At 63.9% G+C, this 20,187-nt stretch carries 18 protein-coding genes, 1 pseudogene and 1 riboswitch; of the genes and pseudogenes, 10 read left to right on the top strand and 9 right to left on the bottom strand.

Translation table 11 applies throughout. From position 1 onward, the window contains the following. The 4 genes and pseudogenes from NKJ06_RS28250 to NKJ06_RS28235 form a co-directional block, all read left to right on the top strand. Positions 1 to 1,900, top strand: a pseudogene (locus tag NKJ06_RS28250) (helicase); the annotation flags it as partial. Between the two features lie 15 nt (positions 1,901 to 1,915). Next, positions 1,916 to 2,302: an RNA-binding S4 domain-containing protein gene (locus NKJ06_RS28245; protein WP_352632842.1), complete on the top strand. Its 387-nt coding sequence runs from the start codon at positions 1,916 to 1,918 to the stop codon at positions 2,300 to 2,302. 235 nt (positions 2,303 to 2,537) lie between these two features. After that, on the top strand, positions 2,538 to 2,876 hold the full coding sequence (gene fdxA / locus NKJ06_RS28240) for a ferredoxin FdxA (RefSeq protein WP_095487362.1): 339 nt from the start codon (positions 2,538 to 2,540) through the stop codon (positions 2,874 to 2,876). 367 nt (positions 2,877 to 3,243) lie between these two features. Continuing rightward, positions 3,244 to 3,825, top strand: coding sequence for a CarD family transcriptional regulator (locus NKJ06_RS28235; RefSeq protein WP_013529179.1), 582 nt, complete (start codon positions 3,244 to 3,246; stop codon positions 3,823 to 3,825). A gap of 69 nt (positions 3,826 to 3,894) precedes the next feature. Here NKJ06_RS28235 and NKJ06_RS28230 read toward each other — a convergent pair whose 3' ends face one another. The 3 genes from NKJ06_RS28230 to NKJ06_RS28220 all read right to left on the bottom strand — a co-directional run bounded on the left by NKJ06_RS28230 (position 3,895) and on the right by NKJ06_RS28220 (position 6,263). Further along, positions 3,895 to 4,674, bottom strand: a complete 780-nt coding sequence (locus NKJ06_RS28230; RefSeq protein WP_352632843.1) for an amino acid ABC transporter ATP-binding protein — start codon at positions 4,672 to 4,674, stop codon at positions 3,895 to 3,897. Next, positions 4,671 to 5,351 carry an amino acid ABC transporter permease gene (locus tag NKJ06_RS28225; RefSeq protein WP_352632844.1) on the bottom strand — a complete coding sequence of 227 codons (681 nt, stop codon included), beginning with the start codon at positions 5,349 to 5,351 and terminating at the stop codon, positions 4,671 to 4,673. Before NKJ06_RS28225 ends, NKJ06_RS28230 begins: the two co-directional genes overlap by 4 nt. Before the next feature lie 138 nt (positions 5,352 to 5,489). Then, a complete protein-coding gene (locus NKJ06_RS28220) occupies positions 5,490 to 6,263 on the bottom strand; it encodes an amino acid ABC transporter substrate-binding protein (RefSeq protein WP_352632845.1) in 774 nt (257 codons plus the stop codon). 330 nt (positions 6,264 to 6,593) lie between these two features. Here NKJ06_RS28220 and NKJ06_RS28215 point away from each other — a divergent pair, with 330 nt between their 5' ends. Then, positions 6,594 to 7,457, top strand: a complete 864-nt coding sequence (locus tag NKJ06_RS28215) for an RNA polymerase factor sigma-32 (protein ID WP_352632846.1) — start codon at positions 6,594 to 6,596, stop codon at positions 7,455 to 7,457. Positions 7,458 to 7,501: 44 nt separating this feature from the next. Here the strand turns inward: NKJ06_RS28215 and NKJ06_RS28210 are convergent, their stop codons facing one another. The 4 genes from NKJ06_RS28210 to thiB all read right to left on the bottom strand — a co-directional run bounded on the left by NKJ06_RS28210 (position 7,502) and on the right by thiB (position 12,754). Then, entirely contained in the window at positions 7,502 to 8,971 is a 1,470-nt protein-coding gene (locus NKJ06_RS28210) for a M48 family metalloprotease (protein WP_352632847.1), read from the bottom strand. A 260-nt stretch (positions 8,972 to 9,231) separates the two neighbouring features. Next, positions 9,232 to 10,014, bottom strand: a complete 783-nt coding sequence (thiQ, locus tag NKJ06_RS28205) for a thiamine ABC transporter ATP-binding protein (protein ID WP_352632848.1) — start codon at positions 10,012 to 10,014, stop codon at positions 9,232 to 9,234. Continuing rightward, positions 10,007 to 11,626 (bottom strand): thiamine/thiamine pyrophosphate ABC transporter permease, encoded by a 1,620-nt coding sequence (thiP, locus tag NKJ06_RS28200; protein ID WP_352632849.1) that lies wholly within the window; start codon positions 11,624 to 11,626, stop codon positions 10,007 to 10,009. Before thiP ends, thiQ begins: the two co-directional genes overlap by 8 nt. A gap of 129 nt (positions 11,627 to 11,755) precedes the next feature. Continuing rightward, positions 11,756 to 12,754: a thiamine ABC transporter substrate binding subunit gene (gene thiB, locus NKJ06_RS28195; RefSeq protein ID WP_352632850.1), complete on the bottom strand. Its 999-nt coding sequence runs from the start codon at positions 12,752 to 12,754 to the stop codon at positions 11,756 to 11,758. 43 nt (positions 12,755 to 12,797) lie between these two features. Then, positions 12,798 to 12,912, bottom strand: a riboswitch (TPP riboswitch). A gap of 87 nt (positions 12,913 to 12,999) precedes the next feature. Between thiB and NKJ06_RS28190 the strand changes: the two genes are divergently transcribed. From NKJ06_RS28190 to NKJ06_RS28175, 4 genes are read left to right on the top strand one after another with little or no spacing between them, the layout of a single operon-like run. Next, on the top strand, positions 13,000 to 13,644 hold the full coding sequence (locus NKJ06_RS28190; RefSeq protein WP_352632851.1) for a thiamine diphosphokinase: 645 nt from the start codon (positions 13,000 to 13,002) through the stop codon (positions 13,642 to 13,644). A 1-nt stretch (position 13,645) separates the two neighbouring features. Then, positions 13,646 to 15,466 carry an ABC-F family ATP-binding cassette domain-containing protein gene (locus tag NKJ06_RS28185; protein ID WP_352632852.1) on the top strand — a complete coding sequence of 607 codons (1,821 nt, stop codon included), beginning with the start codon at positions 13,646 to 13,648 and terminating at the stop codon, positions 15,464 to 15,466. Between the two features lie 58 nt (positions 15,467 to 15,524). Next, a complete protein-coding gene (locus NKJ06_RS28180; RefSeq protein ID WP_031213967.1) occupies positions 15,525 to 15,767 on the top strand; it encodes a type II toxin-antitoxin system CcdA family antitoxin in 243 nt (80 codons plus the stop codon). After that, positions 15,767 to 16,066 carry a CcdB family protein gene (locus NKJ06_RS28175; RefSeq protein WP_127297430.1) on the top strand — a complete coding sequence of 100 codons (300 nt, stop codon included), beginning with the start codon at positions 15,767 to 15,769 and terminating at the stop codon, positions 16,064 to 16,066. The genes NKJ06_RS28180 and NKJ06_RS28175 overlap by 1 nt, the downstream gene beginning before the upstream one ends. Before the next feature lie 29 nt (positions 16,067 to 16,095). Here the strand turns inward: NKJ06_RS28175 and NKJ06_RS28170 are convergent, their stop codons facing one another. After that, a complete protein-coding gene (locus NKJ06_RS28170; RefSeq protein ID WP_352811381.1) occupies positions 16,096 to 17,739 on the bottom strand; it encodes a hypothetical protein in 1,644 nt (547 codons plus the stop codon). 73 nt (positions 17,740 to 17,812) lie between these two features. Continuing rightward, a complete protein-coding gene (locus NKJ06_RS28165) occupies positions 17,813 to 19,111 on the bottom strand; it encodes an adenylosuccinate synthase (protein WP_352632854.1) in 1,299 nt (432 codons plus the stop codon). Between the two features lie 207 nt (positions 19,112 to 19,318). On the opposite strand from NKJ06_RS28165, the gene NKJ06_RS28160 reads away from it, so the two are divergent. Then, complete coding sequence (locus NKJ06_RS28160) at positions 19,319 to 20,116, top strand: DMT family transporter (protein ID WP_352632855.1); 798 nt, start codon at positions 19,319 to 19,321, stop codon at positions 20,114 to 20,116. The last annotated feature ends 71 nt before the right edge of the window (positions 20,117 to 20,187 follow it).

The following is a 20,187-nucleotide window of genomic DNA, read 5'->3' as shown; positions in this document are numbered from 1 at the left end:
CCCCGCATCGTGGTTGGGGGCCTGTCTGCCTCCCCCATCAACCGCCCACCCGGCTGGTGGGTTGACGGCCCCCCCGGGGGGGCCCCCCCCCGCCCAGAAGGCGCTGGCCGCCGAGTTCGAGGCGCGCGCTGAACGCTTCGGCGCTTCAGCCAATGGCGACATCGCGCTTGGCTCGGACGGCACGCTGCGCTGGATCGGCGCGCCGATCGGCACGCTGGTTTCCGGCGAAGACGCGCTGAAGCCGCGCCTGGTGTTGCTGGCCGACGAACAGCTGACTGGCCCGGCACGCGACAAGGTCGCCGCGCGGGCCGAGCGTTTCGTCAATTTCCAGATCGAATCGCTGCTGAAGCCGCTGGTCGACCTGAAGAACGCCGACCAGATTTCCGGCATCGGCCGTGGCATCGCCTTCCAGCTGGTCGAGAATTTCGGTCTCATCAACCGCCGCGACATCGCCGAGGAGATGAAGTCGCTCGACCAGGAAGGCCGCGCCGCCCTTCGCCGGCTTGGCGTGCGCTTCGGCGCCTACCATGTCTTCGTGCCGGCGCTGATCAAGCCGGCGCCTGCCGGGCTGGTAACGCTTCTGTGGGCGCTGAAGAACGACGGCAAGGACAAGCCCGGCTTTGGCGACGTGGTTCACGCGCTCGCTTCCGGCCGCACCTCGGTGGTCATCGATCCGACTTTCGACAAGACCTTCTACAAGCTCGCCGGCTACCGCAATCTCGGCCGCCGCGCCGTGCGCATCGACATTCTGGAACGGCTGGCCGACCTGATCCGCCCGGCGACCAACTGGAAGCCCGGCCTCGGCCAGCGCCCTGACGGCGCCTATGACGGCCAGTCCTTCATGGTGACGCCGCCGATGATGTCGATCCTCGGCGCCACCGCGGACGACATGGAAGAAATCCTGAAAGGCTTGGGCTACCGCGCCGAGCCGAAGCCGCCGGCTGAAGTGAAGGCGCGGCTCGAAGCACAGGACAATGCCGCGCGCGAAGCTGCCGCTGCCAAGCTGGCGGCGGAAGAGGCGGCACGTGCCGAACAGGCCAAGGCGGCGGAAGCCGCGGCAACCGACGCGGCCGCGGAGGCAGCGGTCGAAGGTTCGGAGCCGGCATCGGACGCAGTGGCCGTTTCGGAAACGCCAACCGAAAGTCCTGCCGAAATCATCGCGGACGCCGCGGCAGAACCTGCTGTGCCCGGTGTGGCAGAACAGGCGGACACTCCGGTCGAAACCGCGCAGGACGAAGCGCCGGTCGCCGAGATTGTTGCAGAGGCCGCCAAACCTGCGCCGGTTGAACCGCAGGCAGCGGCTGAAGCTGCCGAGATTGAAGCCGCACCGGCCGAGCTGACGCCAGATGCCGCGCCCGCAACGGACGCCGCGCCTAACGAACCTGCAGCGGCGGCTGAAGCAGCCGCCAGCAGCGAACCCGCCCCGGAAGCCGAAGCGCCAAAACCCATCCTGTTGTGGCGTCAGGGTCGTTTCGAACAGCGCCCGCGCAACCGCGACGACAACCGCAGGAATAATCGCCCACGGAACGGACAAGCGCGCGGCCGAAGCGATGCGCCTGCGGATGCCGCCGGCGCACCGGCCGCGGCTGCTCCCGGAGAACGTCCGACCCATGCGGGTCGAAGCGCCGGTGCCGGCAAGCCGCGCTTCGACCGCTCGAAGTTCAAGCCCAAGCCGCAGGCCGAGGGCGAACAGCGGCGTGACGGCCGCCCGCAGGGCGAGCGTCCCGACCGCCGTGAAGGCCGGCCCGACTGGAAGGGCGGCAGGCCGGATGGCAAGGGTGGTGCGCAAGGCGGCAAGCCGGCTTTCCAGCCGAAGCCGCGCGAGGAGCGCCCGGTGCGCTTCGATCCGGACTCGCCCTTTGCCAAGCTCGCCGCTTTGCGCGACCAGCTGAAGAAGTAGAACTGGCTCGCTTCGATGGTCGTCGAGGGCCGACAGCGCATCGACAAATGGCTGTTCTTCTCGCGCGCCGTGAAATCACGCTCGCTGGCGGCGAAACTGGTGGTCGCCGGCCGCGTGCGCATCAATCGCGACAAAGCAGCGCAGGCCTCCGATCTGATCAAGCCCGGCGACGTCCTGACCATCACGCTCGAGCGGCGCATCTTCGTCTGGAAAGTGCTCGGCGCCGGAGTGCGGCGTGGCCCGGCCGAGGAGGCACGCACGCTCTACGAGGATATCTCGCCGCCGCCAGCGCCGAAGGGCGAAGCCCCCGCCGATGCGCTTCCGGCGCTGCGCGAGGCCGGCAGCGGCCGCCCGACCAAGAAGGAACGCCGCCAGACCGACCGCTTGCTCGGCGAAGACTGACGCCTGTCGCGCCTAAAACGCGTGGCTGTTTTAGGACAACGACACGCCTGAGGCAAAACTGAACCCGGCAAACAAGACGCTCTGCGGGACACGACTGACTTCCGCCGGGCCTGCCGTCTGGAATTCCATTCCGGAAACACCGGCACCGCCCGCAATGGCTGCCCTTGCAAGCGGCCGATAAAGGCGTTACCTGACGGAAAAAGCCCAACAAAATGGGACGTCCCGGAGCCGACCGATGACCTATGTCGTGACCGACAATTGCATCAAATGCAAATACATGGACTGCATCGAGGTCTGTCCGGTCGACTGTTTCTACGAAGGCGAGAACATGCTCGTCATCCATCCCGACGAGTGCATCGACTGCGGCGTCTGCGAGCCGGAATGCCCGGCCGATGCGATCAAGCCCGACACCGAGCCCGGCCTCGACAAATGGCTGCAGATTAACACCGAATACGCCGATAAATGGCCCAACATCACCGCCAAGAAGGAGCCTCCGGCAGACGCCAAATCTTTCGACGGCGAGGCCGGCAAGTTCGAGAAATACTTCTCGGCCGAGCCCGGCGAAGGCGATTGACAACACGGCCGCAAAGGCCGGTATTACATGGGGTAGGAGGCACGTCACATTAACCGCCTTGACAGGCGGCGCCGGCCTGTGGCCTTCGCTTATGCAGCAAAACCTTGATTCTTCCGACTTTTTGTGTTACATCAACCAAACATGCCGGTGACACAACGTCGATTTATGGCGCAGACGCCCCAAATCACTGAAAGGTGAAAATCCCATTCGGACCAGAGCGATCTGGGCCAGGCGGTCGCAATGTTGCGGTTTGCCGGTCCGGCTTTTCCGATGGGTTCATCTGTTGTGCGGTTAACGATCGGCTTTCCCGATCGCGCGAGTTCGGACCGGCAGGACGCCGGCACCACAACAAGGAGTTCAGGGCGTAATGGCTACGATCACCCCGCAGAAGAAGTCCACCGCTGCGCGTCACGGTTTCAAGACCGGCGAGTACATCGTCTATCCGGCACACGGCGTCGGCCAGATCGTCTCGATCGACGAGCAGGAAGTTGCTGGACACAAGCTGGAACTGTTCGTCATCGACTTCTCGAAGGACAAGATGCGTCTGAAGGTGCCGGTCGCCAAGGCGACCTCCATTGGCATGCGCAAGCTGTCGGAAGAAGATTATGTCGAGCGCGCGCTGAAGGTCGTGCAGGGCCGCGCCCGCGTCAAGCGCACCATGTGGTCGCGCCGCGCCCAGGAATATGATGCGAAGATCAATTCCGGCGACCTGATCTCGATCTCGGAAGTTGTGCGCGACCTCTATCGCGCCGACAACCAGCCGGAGCAGTCCTATTCCGAACGCCAGCTCTACGAGGCGGCACTCGACCGCATGGCTCGCGAGATCGCGGCCGTCAACCGCATGTCGGAAACCGAGGCCGTGCGCCTGATCGAGGTCAACCTCAACAAGGGCCCTAAGCGTGGCGCCAAGGCCGACAATGAGGAAGCCGAGCAGGAAGAAGCTGCCTGAGCTTTTCCGCCTTTGAATTCATGAAAAACCCGGCCTTGCGCCGGGTTTTTTGCTTTTGGGATGATGAAACTACAGCGATCCTTCGCCGCCAGCTTCCTTCTCCGCCTCCTGCTTCAGCGTCGCAATGAACCGCCTGGTCCGCTGGTGCTCCGGATTGCCGAACAGCACTGCGGCCGGCCCCTTCTCGACGATGACGCCGGCATCGAGGAACACCACTTCCTGGGCGATCTTGGACGCGAGGCGCAGATCATGCGTCGCCATCACCATGGTCGTGCCTTCGCTGGCGAGCTTGCCGAGCACGTCGACCACCTCTTGCGCCAGTTCCGGGTCCAGCGCCGACGTTGGCTCGTCGCAGAGCAGCACCTTCGGCGATGGTGCCAAGGCGCGGGCGATCGCCACGCGCTGCTGCTGGCCACCCGACAGCGTCGCCGGCCAGGCATCGGCCTTGTGCACCATGCCCACCTTCTCCAGCAGGGCGAGCGCTCGCTCGCGTGCTCTCTCCGGCGGCCATTTCAGCACCGTCACCAGCCCTTCCATGACATTCTCGATCGCGGTGCGGTGCGGAAACAGCTGGAAGTTCTGGAACACCATGCCGGTCTGCAGCCGCAGGCGCTGGATATCCCTGGCAGCAACCCTGCCGCCGGGGTGAAATTCGAGCGCCTCGTCGCCGATGCGCACCGTGCCCGAGGTCGGGATCTCCAAGAGGTTGATACAGCGCAGAAGAGTGCTTTTTCCGCCGCCCGAAGGGCCGACCAGCGCCGTGACGCTGCCTTCGGCGATGGTGACCGTCACGCCCTTCAGCACAAGATTGTCGCCGAAGCGTTTCTCGATGTTGGTGAGGCCGATCATGAGCGCGCCTCCAGGAAGCCACCATAGCGGTTGAGCCGGATTTCCAGCCGGGTCTGCAAGGCCGACAGCACCGAACTCATCGCCAGATAGAGCATCGCCGCCTCGACATACAGGATCAGCGGCTCATAGGTGGTGGCGACGATGCGCTGCGCCGCCTGGAACATTTCCGGCACGGTGATCGCGGCCGCCAGCGACGTGTCCTTGACCAGCGAGATGAAAGTGTTGGAGAGCGGCGGCACCGCGACCCGGCCGGCTTGTGGGAGAATCGTCCGGCGCATCGCCTGGCTCCAGGTCATGCCGATCGAATAGGCGGCCTCCCACTGGCCCTTCGGCACCGAGCCTATCGCCGCGCGGATGATTTCCGACGTGTAGGCGCCGATGTTGAGCGTGAAGCCGATCAACGCCGCCGTGAAGGCATCGAACAGGATGCCGACCGACGGCAAGCCGTAGAAGATCAGGAACAGCTGAACCAGGAGCGGCGTGCCGCGAAAGATCCAGACATAAAAGCGCACAAGCGCGACCAGCGGTTTCGGCCCGAACAGTCGGCCAAGTGCTGCACCGAGGCCGACGGTCAAGCCGAGGATGAAGGACAGCAGCGTCAGCGGCACGGTGAAGATAAGCGCCGCCCACAACAGCGAAGGCAGCGACTCCAGCATCAGTTGCAGCCAGTGCGGCACGTAAGACTCTCCAAGGGTCGAGGCGGCTTCATCAAGGCGCGAACGCAGTCGACATATCACGACAAAAGCGGCGGGCCGTCAAAGACGGCTCGCCGCTTGATATGTCTCATGGGCCGGAGATCGGCCCACCTCACAGGATTACTTCGAAACGTCCTGGCCGAAATAGGTGTCGGCGATCTTCTGATAGGTGCCGTCGGCCTTGATGTCGGCCAGCGCCTTGTTGATGGCCGCAACCAGTTCCGGATCGCCCTTACGCACGATGACGCCGGAATAGTCGGCGTTTTCCTCTTGCGCGGCAATCTTCACATTGGCGTCGGGCTTGTGCTTCTTGAAGTCAAGGAATGACAGGCTGTCATTGATGGTGGCGTCGGCACGGCCGGTCAAAAGCAGTTGGATCGACTGGTCGAAGCCATCGGTGCCGACAAGTTCGGCGCCGTTCGCCTCGGCCAGTTTGCCAAAATTCGAGGTCAGTGACTGCGCCGACTTCTTGCCCTTGAGATCGGCGAAGGTTTTGATGTCGGTGTTGTCGCCGCGCACGATCAGCACCGCCTTGGAGGCGATGTAGGGATCGGAGAAATCGTACTTGGCCTTGCGGGCGTCGGTGATGCCGACTTCGTTTATGACGACGTCATAGCGATTGGCGTCGAGACCGGCGATCAATCCATCCCACTTGCCTTCGAGGAACTCCACCTCGACGCCGAGCTTGTCGCCGATCGCCTTGGCGATCTCGACATCGAAGCCGACCAGCGCGCCGGAAGTGTCATGATAAGTGAATGGCGCATAGGTGCCTTCCGTACCGACCTTGATCACCCCGGCATGCTTGATCTGGTCGAGATTGGCACCGGCATGGCCCGCGGTGACAGCCAGAGCCTGCAGCGTTCCGGCGATAATGAGCGACTTGAGCCATTTCATTTTTCTGTGATCCCGTCCTTGGCCGGATATCCCGGCATGTTGTGAGCGCTGGAAACTGGCAGATACAACCGGAAAAAATAAGGAACATGATTTCAAAAATAGCGCGTTTCTGAAATCAGATTCTCTAAATGGCATTTCTTGGCGGCACTCGAGGCCGTTACCGGTCCGTGCAGACATCGTTCAAGCCATACGATTCGCCTGGCAGCAACCAGGGAACCATTCCCGCACACCGCACGTTCTGGCTGTTCTAGGGCACGACGCCGCCATTTCAACCTGGGCGCCAGCCAAGTTTGCAAGGTCATCCGCATCGCCTGAGCCAGGGAGCGCCTCATGATGGAAGACACGGCAGGACGGGTCATGGTCCGCGCGGCAATGAGGGCTCCCTACCTCGAACGTGACGAGGAACATCGGCTGGCATTGCTCTGGAAAGAGGACAATGACCAGAACGCATTGCACAGCATCACCGTCGCCCATATGCGGCTGGTCATTTCCATGGCCTCCAAATTCCGCCACTACGGCCTGCCGCTCGGCGATCTGGTCCAGGAGGGCCATGTCGGCCTGCTTGAAGCCGCCGCTCGTTTCGAGCCGGAGCGCGAGGTGCGGTTTTCGACCTATGCGACATGGTGGATCCGCGCCTCGATGCAGGACTACATACTGCGCAACTGGTCGATCGTGCGCGGCGGCACCAGTTCGGCGCAGAAGGCTCTGTTTTTCAACCTGCGACGCCTGCGCGCGCGGCTGGCGAATGGCGCCGAGCCGCTGTCCAACGCGACGCTCTATCGCCAAGTGTCGGAGGCACTCGGCGTCTCCGAAGCCGATGTGGCGATGATGGATTCGCGGCTGTCGGCGCCCGACTCCTCGCTCAACATGCCGGTAGCCGACGATGCGGGTTCGACCGAGCGCATGGATTTCCTGGTCTCGGATGATCCATTGCCCGACGAGATCGTCGGCGACAAGATCGATGTCGCCCGCCGCTCTCTCTGGCTGAGAGAGGCGCTTCGCGCGCTCAACGCACGGGAACTGCGGATCATCGAGGAACGCCGGCTGAACGACGAGGGCGCGACGCTCGAAGCGCTCGGCGAGACGCTCGGCATTTCCAAGGAACGTGTCCGCCAGATCGAGGCCCGCGCCATGGAAAAGCTCAAGGTCGCGTTGGTGAAGCAGAACCCGGAGTTCATGGCGACTGCCGCCTGACCTCATGACGCAAGGGAGACCGCATCGGGCAGGTCGCAACGGGTCTATTTGTCGGTGACGATCTTGACCTTGTCGCCGGCCGAAACCGCAGCGCCCGGCGACAGCGCGTTGAGCACGCGGAACAGGTCGAGCTTACGGTCGACGCCAACCATCTGAGCAGAAAGCGAACCCATCGTCTGCCCCGGCTGGACGGTGACGACGCGGATATGCAGCGGCTTCAGAGCCGCCTTTTCGGCAGCACTCAGGATACGGAACGATCCGCTGACCGAACGCGCGACCGCGTCCAGCGTGGTGCTGGCCGAAGGTGCCGCGGTCAGCAGCCTGTAGACCTGACCACCGGCACGGATCACGGCAATGTCGAATTGCCAGCCTTCGGCGCCGGCATGCGCGGTCGCCGCCTCGTTGCCGTTGATCGTCTCCTGCTTGACGCTGCTGTCGTCGAGACCAGCCACCCAGCCGCTGCGGATATAGTCGGTCAGCGCGCGGTTCTTGTCGATCGAGACGCCGTCGAAGCGGATCGCCATGTCACCGGGGCCGGTTGCCGTCACCGCGGCGGCCGAATTGTCGATGATGAAGCCCTGTGGCACCGAGAAGGAGAGGCCGAGGCCCGGATGCAGGAAGGTTTCGCCGCGCACATAGCCTTCCTCGGGCGTGTCGCCATAGAGCAGGCCGTCTACGCCGGCGAGGAAGGAATCGCGGTCGCGCGTGCCAACGCCCGGCGCGCCGAACTGGCGGGCATGGCGCTGCGCCAGATCGATGCGCTGCGGCGTATTGGGGTGCGTGGCCAGAAAGTCGAGACTGGCGTCGGTGGCGCCGCTGATCGAGCGAAAATCCGTGTAGGCCGACATCGACTGCAGGAAACGGCCGGCGGCGAAAGGATCGTAGCCGGCTTCGCCGATCGATTTGATGCCGATGGCATCCGCTTCCAGCTCCTGGTTGCGTGAGAATTGCGCGAGCCTCAGCTTGCCGCGGAGCAGTGCCGCCTTGGCGGTCGGGCTGTCGCCCAGCACATCGGAAACCACCTTCGTCGCCAAGCCCTCCTCGGCCTCCAGCTGCTGGCGCTGCAGGCCGTGATTGGCGGTGACGTGGCCCATTTCATGGGCGATGACAGCGGCAAGCTCTGCCGAATCATTGGCCAGCGCCAGCAGGCCACGGGTGATGTAGAGATAGCCGCCCGGCAGCGCGAAGGCGTTGACGTTGGGCGAATTCAGGATGGTGATGCGATAGGTCTGCGTCGGGTTGGCGGACACCACCGTCAGATTGCCGACCACCTTGGCGACCATGCGCTCGAGCTTGGGATCGGAATATTCGCCGCCATAGGTCGCCAGGATGCGCGGATGCTGCGCCTTGGCCAATTCGGCGAGTTTATTGTTGGCGCCGACATTGTCGACCGTGATCGGCTTGTCGGACGGCTGGAAGCCGGATTCCTGAACCGCCGGCGGCGTGAACATCTGGCAACTCGCCAGCGCCACGGCAAAGCCGGCCAGCGCAAGAAAGCGCGCCAGCGGTTTCATTCGTAGTGTGTTAGCGCCGATCGCCAGAACGGCTTCCTTTCGGGTCCCGGCGCATGATCACGAAAATCGGGGGCGATCTTCGAAATGTGTCATGCGCTATATCTCAAACCACTGCAGTATCCGTTGCATGTCCCTCGGGGCAGGCGGCGGATACTGCAGGCAAATCACGGCCTGTGCCGGACCAGTAGGGCGGACCTAGCCACACTCCTCCAGCCAAGGCAAGCAAGCGCCACGTCGCCTGGAGCCGGTTTGACCGTAAATTATGTCCGCTTCCGGGCAACATCTCGTGATACGGCATCCCCCGCACTCGCGCCGATATAGCGCCGGAATGCTTCCGGACCAGTCCCGGTGAAAAAATCATCCGCCTTGCCGGTTGCGGCGACCAACCCATCGTCGAGAAACACCATGTGCTCGCCGATACGCCGTGCGTCTTCCGGCTGGTGGGTGACGAACAGCACCGTCATGCCCCGCTCGGCATGAACGGCGGCGACCATATCCAGCATGTCGTCGCGCAGAGCGGGGCCGAGCGACGCGAAGGGTTCGTCGAGCAGCAGCACTGGCCGATCGCGCACCAGAACGCGGGCCAGGGCGACACGCTGGCGTTCCCCGCCGGAAAGTTCGCGCGGCAGGCGCTTTTCCTTGCCCCCAAGACCGGTGCGCGCAAGCGCCTCGGCGATCGCGGCGCGGTCCGCCTCGGTCAGCCGCAGGGATGGCGAGCGGCCCAGCCCGACATTCTGCTCGACGGAGAGATGCGCGAAGAGATTGTTCTCCTGGAACACCATCGACACCGGCCGCACCGAGGCCGGCTCGGCGCTGACATCGGCGCCGCCGATCAGCACGCGGCCCGACTGTGGCGTCTCGAAGCCGGCGACCAGATTGAGCAGCGTCGACTTGCCCGACCCGCTCGGGCCCATGATGGCGGTGATTTTCGCCGCAGCAAACTCGACGTCGAAGACAAGCGGCGCCTCGCCGTAGCTGAACGACACCTTGTCCAGCCGCACCGGCGCGCCCTTCTCAAGCTTGCTGGCCGCCCCGTCATGCATCCCGGACCCTCTCCCTTCCCAGCCAGTGTGCCGCCACGATCAACGCGAGGCAGACGAGGCCTAGCAGCAGTGCCAGGCCAGAGGCGTCCTGCGTGCGGTAGCTGCCCATGCGCGCCAGGAGAAGGTAGGGCAATGTCTGCACGGAATCACTGCCGAACAAGGCAATGACACCGAGATCGCCAAGCGACAGCGCCATGGCGAAAGCGAAGGCCGTGGCGAGCGGCCGCCGCAGCGACGGCCAGTCGACCAGCATCAACCGGTTCCAGCCCGCGATGCCGAGCTGTGCGCAGAGCCGTTCGTGACGCTCGCTGGCCGCATCGTAGGCGGGACGGACGGCGCGCAGGGCGAACGGCATCGCCATCACCGCATTGACGGTGACGACCATGACCGGGGCGATTGCGAAGACATCGCCAACATGGCGCAGCAACAGGAACCAGCCAGCGCCGACGACGATCGGTGGCACGACAAGGACAAAGCCGGCGCCTGTATCCGTGGCATGTTCGAGCATTGTCCGAGGCCCGGCCCGGCGGTTCAGCGCCAGCGCCCGGCGCGCCACGGTCAGCGCCAGCGACAGTACCACCGAGAGCAGTGCAGACAGGAAGGCGAGCACCGCACTGGTCAGCGTCGCCTGTCGGACAGTGGCCTCACCGGCCAGCCGGCCGAGATCGGCACCCAACCCGGCCGTCACCGTCGCCGCCATCGGCCCGACGACGAACAGCAGCGCCAAGGCGATGAGCATGGCGTTCAGCCAGGTCTCGCTTCCGTTGATCGAGAGATAGCGGCGTTGCGCAACCGGCAGATTGGTGTCGCCGACCACATTGGCGCCCAGCCGCGTCAGTGCCAGCACCATGATAAGGGTCAAGGCGATCTGCAGCAGCGTCAGCGTCACCGCCCGCGCGGGATCGAAATCGAAGCGCAGCGCCTGGTAGATGCCGACCTCCAGTGTCGTCGCGGCCGGCCCGCCGCCGAGCGTCAGCACGATCGTGAAGGATGTGATGCAGAGCATGAAGACAAGCCCGGCGACACCCGGCAATGCCGCACGCAGCGTTGGCCATTCGATCAGCCGGAACGCCGGCCGTGCCGCCATGCCGAGTTGGCTCGCCAGCCGCCATTGGTCGGATGGAATGGTCTGCAGCGCCTCGAGGAACAGCCTCGTCGCCAGCGGCAGGTTGAAGAACACATGGGCGACGAGAATGCCGGACAGGCCATAGATACCCGGCCAGCTTCCGCCGCCGATCACCGTGAGCACATCGGCGAAATAGCCGGCGCGGCCATAAAGCGCCAGGATGCCGAGGGCCGCGACGATGGCCGGCAGCGCTAGCGGGACGGCGAACAGCTGCAGGATGAAGCTGCGGCCGAAGAAGCGTGGATGCCGCGACAGCGCCCGCGCCACGAACAGCGCCGGCCCGACGGAAAGCAGCGTCGACAGCGCCGCCTGCCAGAGCGTGAAGCGAATGACGCGAAGCAGATAGGGATCGAAGGCTGCCCAGGCGCCCGAAAGATCGTGGGCGCCTTCGAAAAGCAGGCCGGCAAACGCGCCGCCGATCAGCAGCGCTATTGCAGCGAGCGCCAGGGTGCCAGCGGTGATGCGGGCGTCAGACGCGCGCTGCACGCTGGACCACCTGACTTGAGGTTCTTAGCGAAGGCCGCGTTCCTTCGCGCCCCCCTCCTTGTGGGGGAGATGTCCGCCAGGACAGAGGGGGGCGCCGTAGAGCACTCATCTTTCGATCATAGGACCAAATTACTTGCTCATCACCGCCAGCCATTCATCCACCCAAGCCTTGCGGTTGGCGGCGACCTCTTGCGGGCTGAACAGCAAGGTTTTGGTCGGCTTGACCAGTTTGTCGAAGGCCGGGTTGAGCGGCTTGTCGGTCTTGCCGGCCGGGAACATCCAGTTGGTTTCGGGGATGGCATCCTGGAACTTCGGCCCTGTCATGAAGGCCATGAACTTTGCCGCCAGCGGGTTCTTGGCCCCCGTGGTGGTGATGCCCGCCACCTCGATCTGCAGATACTCGCCCTCCTCGAAGGAGGCCGCCTGGTAGCGCTCGGTGTTCTCGGCGACCATGTGGTAGGCCGGCGAGGTCGTGTAGGACAGCACCATCGGCGCCTCGCCCTTGGTGAACAGGCCATAGGCCTCGCTCCAGCCCGGCGTCACGGTCAGCACCTTCGCCTTGAGCTTGGCCCAGGCCTCCGGTGCCTTGTCGCCATAGACAGACTTGACCCACAACAGCAGGCCGAGGCCCGGCGTCGAGGTGCGTGGGTCCTGGATGACGATCTTGTCGTCGGCGCTGCCTTCGACCAAGTCCTTCAGGCTCTTCGGCGGCGTCTTCAGCTTCTCGGTGTCGTAGACGACAGCAAAGTAACCGTAGTCAAAGGGAACAAAAGTGTCGTCGCTCCAGCCGCCCGGCACAGTGACATCCGTCACCGCGCCATGCGGTGCGAACAGGCCGGTGGCCTTGGCGTCGGCGGTCAGATTTGTGTCGAGGCCGAGCACGATATCGGCCTTGGTCGAAGCGCCTTCCAGCCTGACGCGGTTAAGCAGCGCCACGCCATCGGCGACCGAGACGAACTCGACATCGCAGCCGCATTCGGCCTCGAATTCCTTCTTCACCACGGGACCCGGACCCCAGTCGGCGGTGAAACTCTCATAGGTGTAGACGGTGAGCTTGTCCTTGGCTAAGGCCGGCCCGGACAGGACCACGGTCATTGCTGAGACAAGAGCGTATAAAAGCGTGCGCATCGGCGCCTCCTTCGTTCGAATTAAAAGGAATTGAGGCGTCGGACTGTCCGAAACGTCTAATCCCTCCGCCGGTACAAACCGGATCAGGTTCAGCGGGTTGGCGAGACTGCCTCTCAGCCGGTCCGCGAAGATCGCGTCCGGCACCCCGTTAGAGCGTTTCGACACATAGGCCCGGCCGATCCCCCACGCAAGTGGGAGTTTGCCGCCTTCCGTTTCCCGTGCCGGGCTGGTAAGGGCCACACGATATGAGCACATTCACCATCCTGCTTGGCGGCGATCTCATCCGCACGCCACGGCTCGACCGCCAGGTCGAAGGCTCCCGCGTCATCGCCGCCGACGCCGGCATCGGCCATGCACGGCTGCTGGATCTCGTGCCGGAGCTGTGGGTGGGCGATTTCGATTCGGTGCCAGCCAATCTGCCGGACGATCTCGCCACTGTCCCCCGCCGGACTTTCCCGGCCGAAAAGGACAAGACTGATGGCGAACTGGCCATAGCCGCCGCACTGGAGCTCGGCGCCACCAGCCTGGTGCTCGCCGGCGCCTTCGGCGGCAAGCGCGCCGACCACGCTTTCCTGCATCTGGCGCTTGCCCTGCGGCTGGCCGAGGCAGGGACTGATGTGCTCCTGACCAGCGGCGCCCAGGAGGGTGTTCCCCTGCTCCACGGCAAGGCTGGATTCGACTATGCCAACGGCACGCTGTTTTCGGTACTCGGCTTTTCCGAACTCACCGGCCTGACCGTGACTGGCGCCAAATGGCCGCTGAACCACGTCGAGGTGGCGTTCGGCTCGTCGCTGACCATCTCCAACGAGGTCAAGGGCCGCCTCGAAATCGCGCTGGATCATGGCCGTGCGATGCTGCTCGCTCATCCCTATCCCTTACCTGAAAGCTGACATGGCCCCGCCCCTTCTCAATCTCGACGGGATAAAGCTGACCTTTGGCGGCACGCCGCTGCTCGATGGTGCCGCCTTGACGGCTTCAGCCGGCGACAAGATAGCGCTGGTCGGCCGCAACGGGTCGGGCAAGTCGACGCTGCTGAAGATCGCCGCCGGCCTGATCGAGCCGCAGGACGGCGAGGTGTTCCGCCAGCCTTCGGCGACCGTCCGCTATCTGCCGCAGATGCCCGACATGGAGGGTTTTGCATCGGTCCGCGCCTATGTCGAGGCCGGACTAGGCCCCGCCGACGATCCGTACCGCGCCAGCTATCTGATGGAGCATCTCGGCCTCTCGGGTGAGGAGCAGCCGAACGATCTGTCCGGCGGCGAGGCAAGGCGCGCGGCCCTTGCCCGTGTCATGGCGCCAGAGCCCGATATCCTGCTGCTTGACGAGCCGACCAACCATCTCGATCTCTCGGTGATCGAATGGCTGGAAGAAGAACTCATCCGCACCTCCTCGGCATTGATCGTCATCTCGCACGACCGCCGCTTTCTCGAGCGCGTGTCGCGCGCCACCGTCTGGCTCGATCGCGGCCAGACCCGCAGGCTGGACAAGGGGTTTGGTCATTTCGAGGAATGGCGCGACCTGGTGCTGGAAGAGGAAGAGCGCGAGCAGCACAAGCTCGGCCGCCAGATCGTGCGCGAAGAACACTGGCTGCGCTATGGCGTGACGGCGCGGCGCAAACGCAACATGCGCCGGCTGGGCGAATTGCAGACCATGCGCCAGCGCTTTCGCGGCCATCGCGGCGCCGAAGGGTCGGCCACCATGGTGGCGAGCGACGCCGCCGAATCCGGCAAGCTGGTGATCGAGGCGAAAAACATCGAGAAGAGCTTTGGCGATCTCACCGTGGTCAAGGGGTTTTCAACCCGCATCCAGCGCGGCGATCGGGTTGGCCTGGTCGGGCCGAACGGCGCCGGCAAGACGACGCTGCTGAAGATGCTGACCGGCGAGATGAAGCCCGACGCCGGTTCGGTGCGGCTCGGCACCAATCTGGAGATCGCCACGCTCGACCAGAAGCGCGAGGCCGTCGACCCGCTGGAGACGCTGGCGCAGTATCTCACCGACGGACGCGGCGAAAATCTCGTCATCAATGGCGAGCAGCGCCATGTCGTCTCTTACATGAAGGACTTCCTGTTCAAGCCGGAGCAGGCGCGCACGCCGGTGCGCGAGCTTTCCGGCGGCGAGCGGGCACGGCTCTTGCTAGCGCGCGTGCTGGCGCGGCCGGCAAACCTTCTGGTGCTCGATGAGCCGACCAACGATCTCGACATGGAGACGCTGGAACTGCTGCAGGAACTGGTCGCCGGGTTTGCCGGAACCGTCATCCTGGTCAGCCACGACCGCGATTTCCTCGACCGCACCGTCACCAGCCTGATCGCACCGGATGGTGACGGCCGCTGGATCGAATATGCGGGCGGTTATTCCGACATGCTGGCGCAGCGCGGCGGCACCAGGCTCGACGACCGTAAGGCGCGCGCGAAGGCCGAAAACGGCGAAGCGCCCGCACCGGGCAAGAGCGAGGCCACAGCGCCAAAAGGTCCAGCGAAAAAACTGTCGTTCAAGCAGAAATTCGCACTGGAATCGCTGCCGAAAAAAATCGAAGCTGTGATGGCGTCGATCTCGAGGCTCGAGAACAACATCGCCGATCCGGCCTATTACGAGCGCGACCCAGCCTCGTTCCAGAAGACGATCGCCGCGCTCGACAAGGAGCGCGCGACGCTGGCAGCGTTGGAGGAGGAATGGCTAGAACTGGAGATGCTGCGCGAAGAGATGGAAGGGTAAGGGATTGTGTGTGAACTTTTATGCGCCTATATTATGCGCATAAAAGAGAGCGATTTCCATGCTTCAATCGACGCCAAAACCTCAACGGCAATCCGTCAACACGTCCATTGATTCTCAATTGATCAATGACGCCAAAGCGTTGGGCATCAACATTTCCCGCGCCGCCGAGGCGGGGATCGCGAAAGCGATTGCGGCGGAAAAGACGCGTCGATGGCAAGAGGAAAACAAAGAAGCCATTGAAAGCTCCAATGAATATGTCAGGCGCAACGGACTGCCATTAGCCAAATACCGGCTGTTTTGATGGCACGTTACGATCTTTATCGGAATGCTGAGGGCGGCGGCTATTTTCTCGATGTTCAGTCCGACCTTCTTGAAGGACTGAGCACAAGAGTCGTCATTCCGTTGATGCCGCCCAACATAGCCCCGGTTCCGGGCCGCCGACTAAATCCGACCTTCGCTATCGATGGCAAAGATCATGTAATGGTCACGCAGTTCATGTCAGCCTTGATGGCCTCTGAATTGCCGGATGCCGAGGGAAATCTCTCCCGGCACCACGACGACATCGTCGCCGCGCTCGATATGTTGTTCCAGGGCTTCTGAGTCAACGAGGCTTCGGGCCGGCTCCCTTCTCAGCCCGCCGTCTTCGCCTGCCAGGCCTTGATCGCCTCGTCGAACACCTTCTCGCCGGGAATGCCTTTTTCCATGGTCAGCAATGCCCGCCTTCCGGTCTTGTAGACGACCGGCACGTCGATCCAGTCCTGGCCGCGCAGCAAGGTCATGTTGGCGTCTTCGTCGGCCTTGGTGTCGTTGAGCGCGACGAGGAAGAAGCCGTCGGCGATCTTGGCCGGAATGCCGATCAGCGGGCTGCCGGCATCCTGTTCCGAACCCTTCATGGCGACGCGCAGGATGTTGTCGACGCCACCGCCTTCAAAGCCGTCGGGCGTCAGGAAGATCATTTCGATGATATGGCTGGCCGGCAAGGTCTGGTCGGTGTTGCGGCGGATGGTCATGCGCAACTGGATGTCCTTGCCGGGAATGGTGGCCTCGGCGCGGATCGCCGGCTCCGGCGGCAGGTCGCCGCCGGGCGATTCCTGCACCAGGGACCAGACGATGTTGCCCGGCTCCGCCGAACCCTGGGCGGTGCTGGTGCGCTCCTCATAGAAAATCGCCTTCTGGCCGACCGGCAGCGCGGTTTCGGCAGGCGTGGCTGCCGGTGCCGCCGGCGCGGCACCCGCCGGTGCTGGCGGAGTGGCTGCGGCATCGGCCGGCGCAGCTCCGTTGGCAGGCGGCGTCGCGGGTGCGGCGCCTGTTGCCGGAGGCGTAGCCGCGGCAGGCGTGCCGGAGGCCGGTGCGTAAATCGGTGGCGCGCGGGTCGCCGAGGGCGGCGTGGTCAGCGCAGCGACCGATTCGCCTTCGCCGATGCCGCTTTGTCCGCCGGCCGGGCCGGGGTCGACTTCACTGCCTTGCGGCGTCAGCCGCTGGGTGAATTTCGTGCTTTCGGCTTCCGTACCGCCAGCTGCGGGCGCCGGCGGCGGCGCCACGGCATCGGTTGCCGGCTTGGCTGGTGCCGGCTTCACGGGTTCTGTCTTTGTCGCGACCTTGGTGCCGTCGAGCCCGAGCATCTTGCCGAAGGCATCCTTGTTCAGCCAGATGCCGTAGCCGCCACCGGCAACGACCAGCAGCGCGACGACGGCGGCGATCAGCCCGCCATAGCTGCGCTTGCGCTCCGCCGGGCGCAGACGCTGGAAAGTGTCCGATACCGGCTCTTCGTTGCTGGAAAAGACATCGACACCGTCGTCCGCCTCCTCGGCGTCCATCCCTGCAAGAGGTGTGTCGGCGCGAGCCGGCTGGGAAGGCACCGGCGTCGGCCTTTGCCAGCTTGGCTCGACCTTGGCGGCAGGTGTTGGGGCGGGTTGATAAGGTTCAGGCTTGGCCGCAGGCGGTGCCGGCCAGGCCGATTCCGCCTTCGCCGGTTGCCGTGTATGGCTCGGCTGGTTCTTGTTGCGATCAATCGAGGAAAAGATGTGTTCCAGTTCCGCGAGCGGGTCGGTCTCCGGCACGCTTTGGGCATAGTCGCGCTCGACACTTACGATGGCGTCTTCCAGCGAACGCTTCTGCGTGGTTATGGCTTCGGTGGCCAGCGGCGGCGAATATTCCTCAAGCTTCTTCGCCAGCATGGTACGAACGCTGGCATAGATGCGCGTACGCTTCTCCGGCGTCTCGTCGCCGTGTTTGTCGAGCGCCTTTTTCAGAATAGCAACGAAATCTGCCATGCTTTAGTCGACCTGTATTTTGTTTCCGCGCCGGCCCCCGCAAATCAGCCGCGATGCCCGGAAAGCTGAGAAACTAATCTTGAAACGGATCGGTCACAAGTATCGTGTCGTCCCGTTCCGGGCTGGTGGAAAGGAGTGCGACCGGGGCGCCGATCAGCTCCTCGATGTAACGGACATATTTGACCGCCTGGGCCGGCAGATCGTTCCAGCTGCGCGCGCCGGCGGTGGTGCCTTTCCAGCCCTCCAGCGTCTCGTAGACCGGTTCGACGCGCGCCTGGGCACCCTGGCTGGCCGGCAGATAGTCGATCATCTCGCCATCGAGACGATAGCCGGTGCAGACCTTGATCTCGTCCAGCCCGTCGAGCACGTCGAGCTTGGTCAGCGCGATGCCCTTGATGCCGTTGACGGCGACGGCCTGACGCACCAGCACCGCGTCGAACCAGCCGCAGCGACGCTTGCGGCCGGTGACGACGCCGAATTCATGGCCGCGCGTGCCGAGGAATTCGCCGATCTCGTTCTTCTGCTCGGTCGGGAACGGACCTTCGCCGACGCGCGTCGTATAGGCCTTTGTGATGCCGAGCACATAACCGATGGCGCCCGGGCCGACGCCGGAGCCGGCAGCCGCCTGCCCGGCGACCGTGTTCGACGAGGTGACGAACGGATAGGTGCCATGGTCGATATCGAGCAGTGTGCCTTGCGCGCCCTCGAACAGGATGCGCTCGCCGGCCCGGCGCTTGTCGTCGAGAATCTTCCAGACCCGGTCCATATAGGGCAGGATCTCGTGCGCAACCGAAGTCAGCTCATGCATGATCGCATCATGCGTGACTTCCGCATGGCCAAGCCCGCGACGCAGCGCATTGTGGTGCGTCAGCAGTCTGTCGACCTTCAAAGGAAGCGTTTCCAAATCCGCCAAATCCATCACCCTGACCGCGCGCCGGCCTACCTTGTCCTCGTAGGCGGGGCCGATGCCACGACGGGTCGTGCCAATCTTCGTTCCGGAGTTGGAAGCAGCGTCCTCGCGGAATCCGTCCAGTTCCCGATGCAGGGACAGGATAAGCGCTGTGTTTTCGGCTATTTTCAGGCGATCCGGCGCCACTTCGACACCTTGCGCCTTGAGCTTCGCCACTTCGGCGACGAAAGCGTGCGGGTCGAAAACGACGCCGTTGCCGATGATGGACAGCTTGCCCTGGCGCACGACGCCCGACGGAAGCAACGACAATTTGTAGACCTTGCCATCGACGACCAGCGTGTGACCGGCATTGTGGCCGCCCTGGAAACGCACCACGACATCGGCGCGCTCTGACAGCCAGTCGACGATCTTGCCCTTGCCTTCATCGCCCCACTGCGAGCCGACGACCACCACATTGGCCATGTTTCTTTTCCCTTGAGACGCCGCCAAGCGGCTTGAATATGGTTCGAAACGACAGGCCTCTATAACGTCAACACCTCGCGAGCGCGACCTTTCTTTGCCGCCGAAAATGCCCTGAGGCACAACAATTTTCGGCTTTGACATCATTTACTTGGGCGCATGGGGGCAATAGGCCGACAAACACCGCGGCCCCGCGGTCGGAATCCCGCGATGCATCGAAGCGCCTACATATTCCTGCTGCTCACCACCTTGCTGTGGGGCGGCAACTCGGTGGCCGGCAAGCTGGCGGTCGATCACGTCTCGCCGATGACGCTCGTCTTCCTGCGCTGGGTGCTGGCCGTGGCGGTCATGCTGCCGATAGGCTGGAAGACGATCCAGAAGGACTGGCCGGTGGTGCGCAAGCACTGGCTCATCCTCGCGGCCCTCGGCGCCAGCGGTTTCACTCTGTTCAACACCATCTTCTACACGGCGCTCAACTACACCACTGCAATCAACGTCTCGATCGAACAGGCGGCGATGCCGATCCTGATCATCGTTGCCAATTTCGTCTTCTTCCGCCTGCGCGTGAACTGGGCGCAGACTGTCGGCGTGGTGCTGACCATCGCCGGCGTGATCCTGACCGCCTGCCACGGCGACCCGCGCCGGCTGTTGACGCTGGAGCTCAATTTCGGCGACGCCATCATGCTGGTCGCCGTGTTTCTCTACAGCGGCTATTCGGTCGGGCTGCGGCTGAAACCGGTAATGCATTGGCAGAGCCTGATGCTGGCCCTGTCGGTCGCAGCTCTCGTCACCTCGCTGCCCTTCTTCCTGTGGGAGGTCGCTGCCGGCAAGGTCATCGTACCCGACGCGCGCGGCTGGACAGTCATCGTCTATACCGCGATCGGCGCCTCGGTCATCTCGCAGATCTTCTACATCAGGGGCAACGAACTGATCGGCGCCAACCGCGCCGGCCTGTTCATCAATCTGGTGCCGATCTTCGGCACGCTGCTGTCGGTGACCTGCCACTGAGAATTTCCTCCATCTGAGATTAGAGTCCGGGCCTTGATTGAAGGACGGACTGATGAAGAGAAAGCGGTTTA

The organism is Mesorhizobium sp. M0293, from assembly GCF_040321735.1.
Lineage (GTDB): Bacteria > Pseudomonadota > Alphaproteobacteria > Rhizobiales > Rhizobiaceae > Mesorhizobium.
The sequence above is the reverse complement of the archived record's forward strand: the minus strand, read 5'-3'. Positions and strand labels throughout refer to the sequence as shown.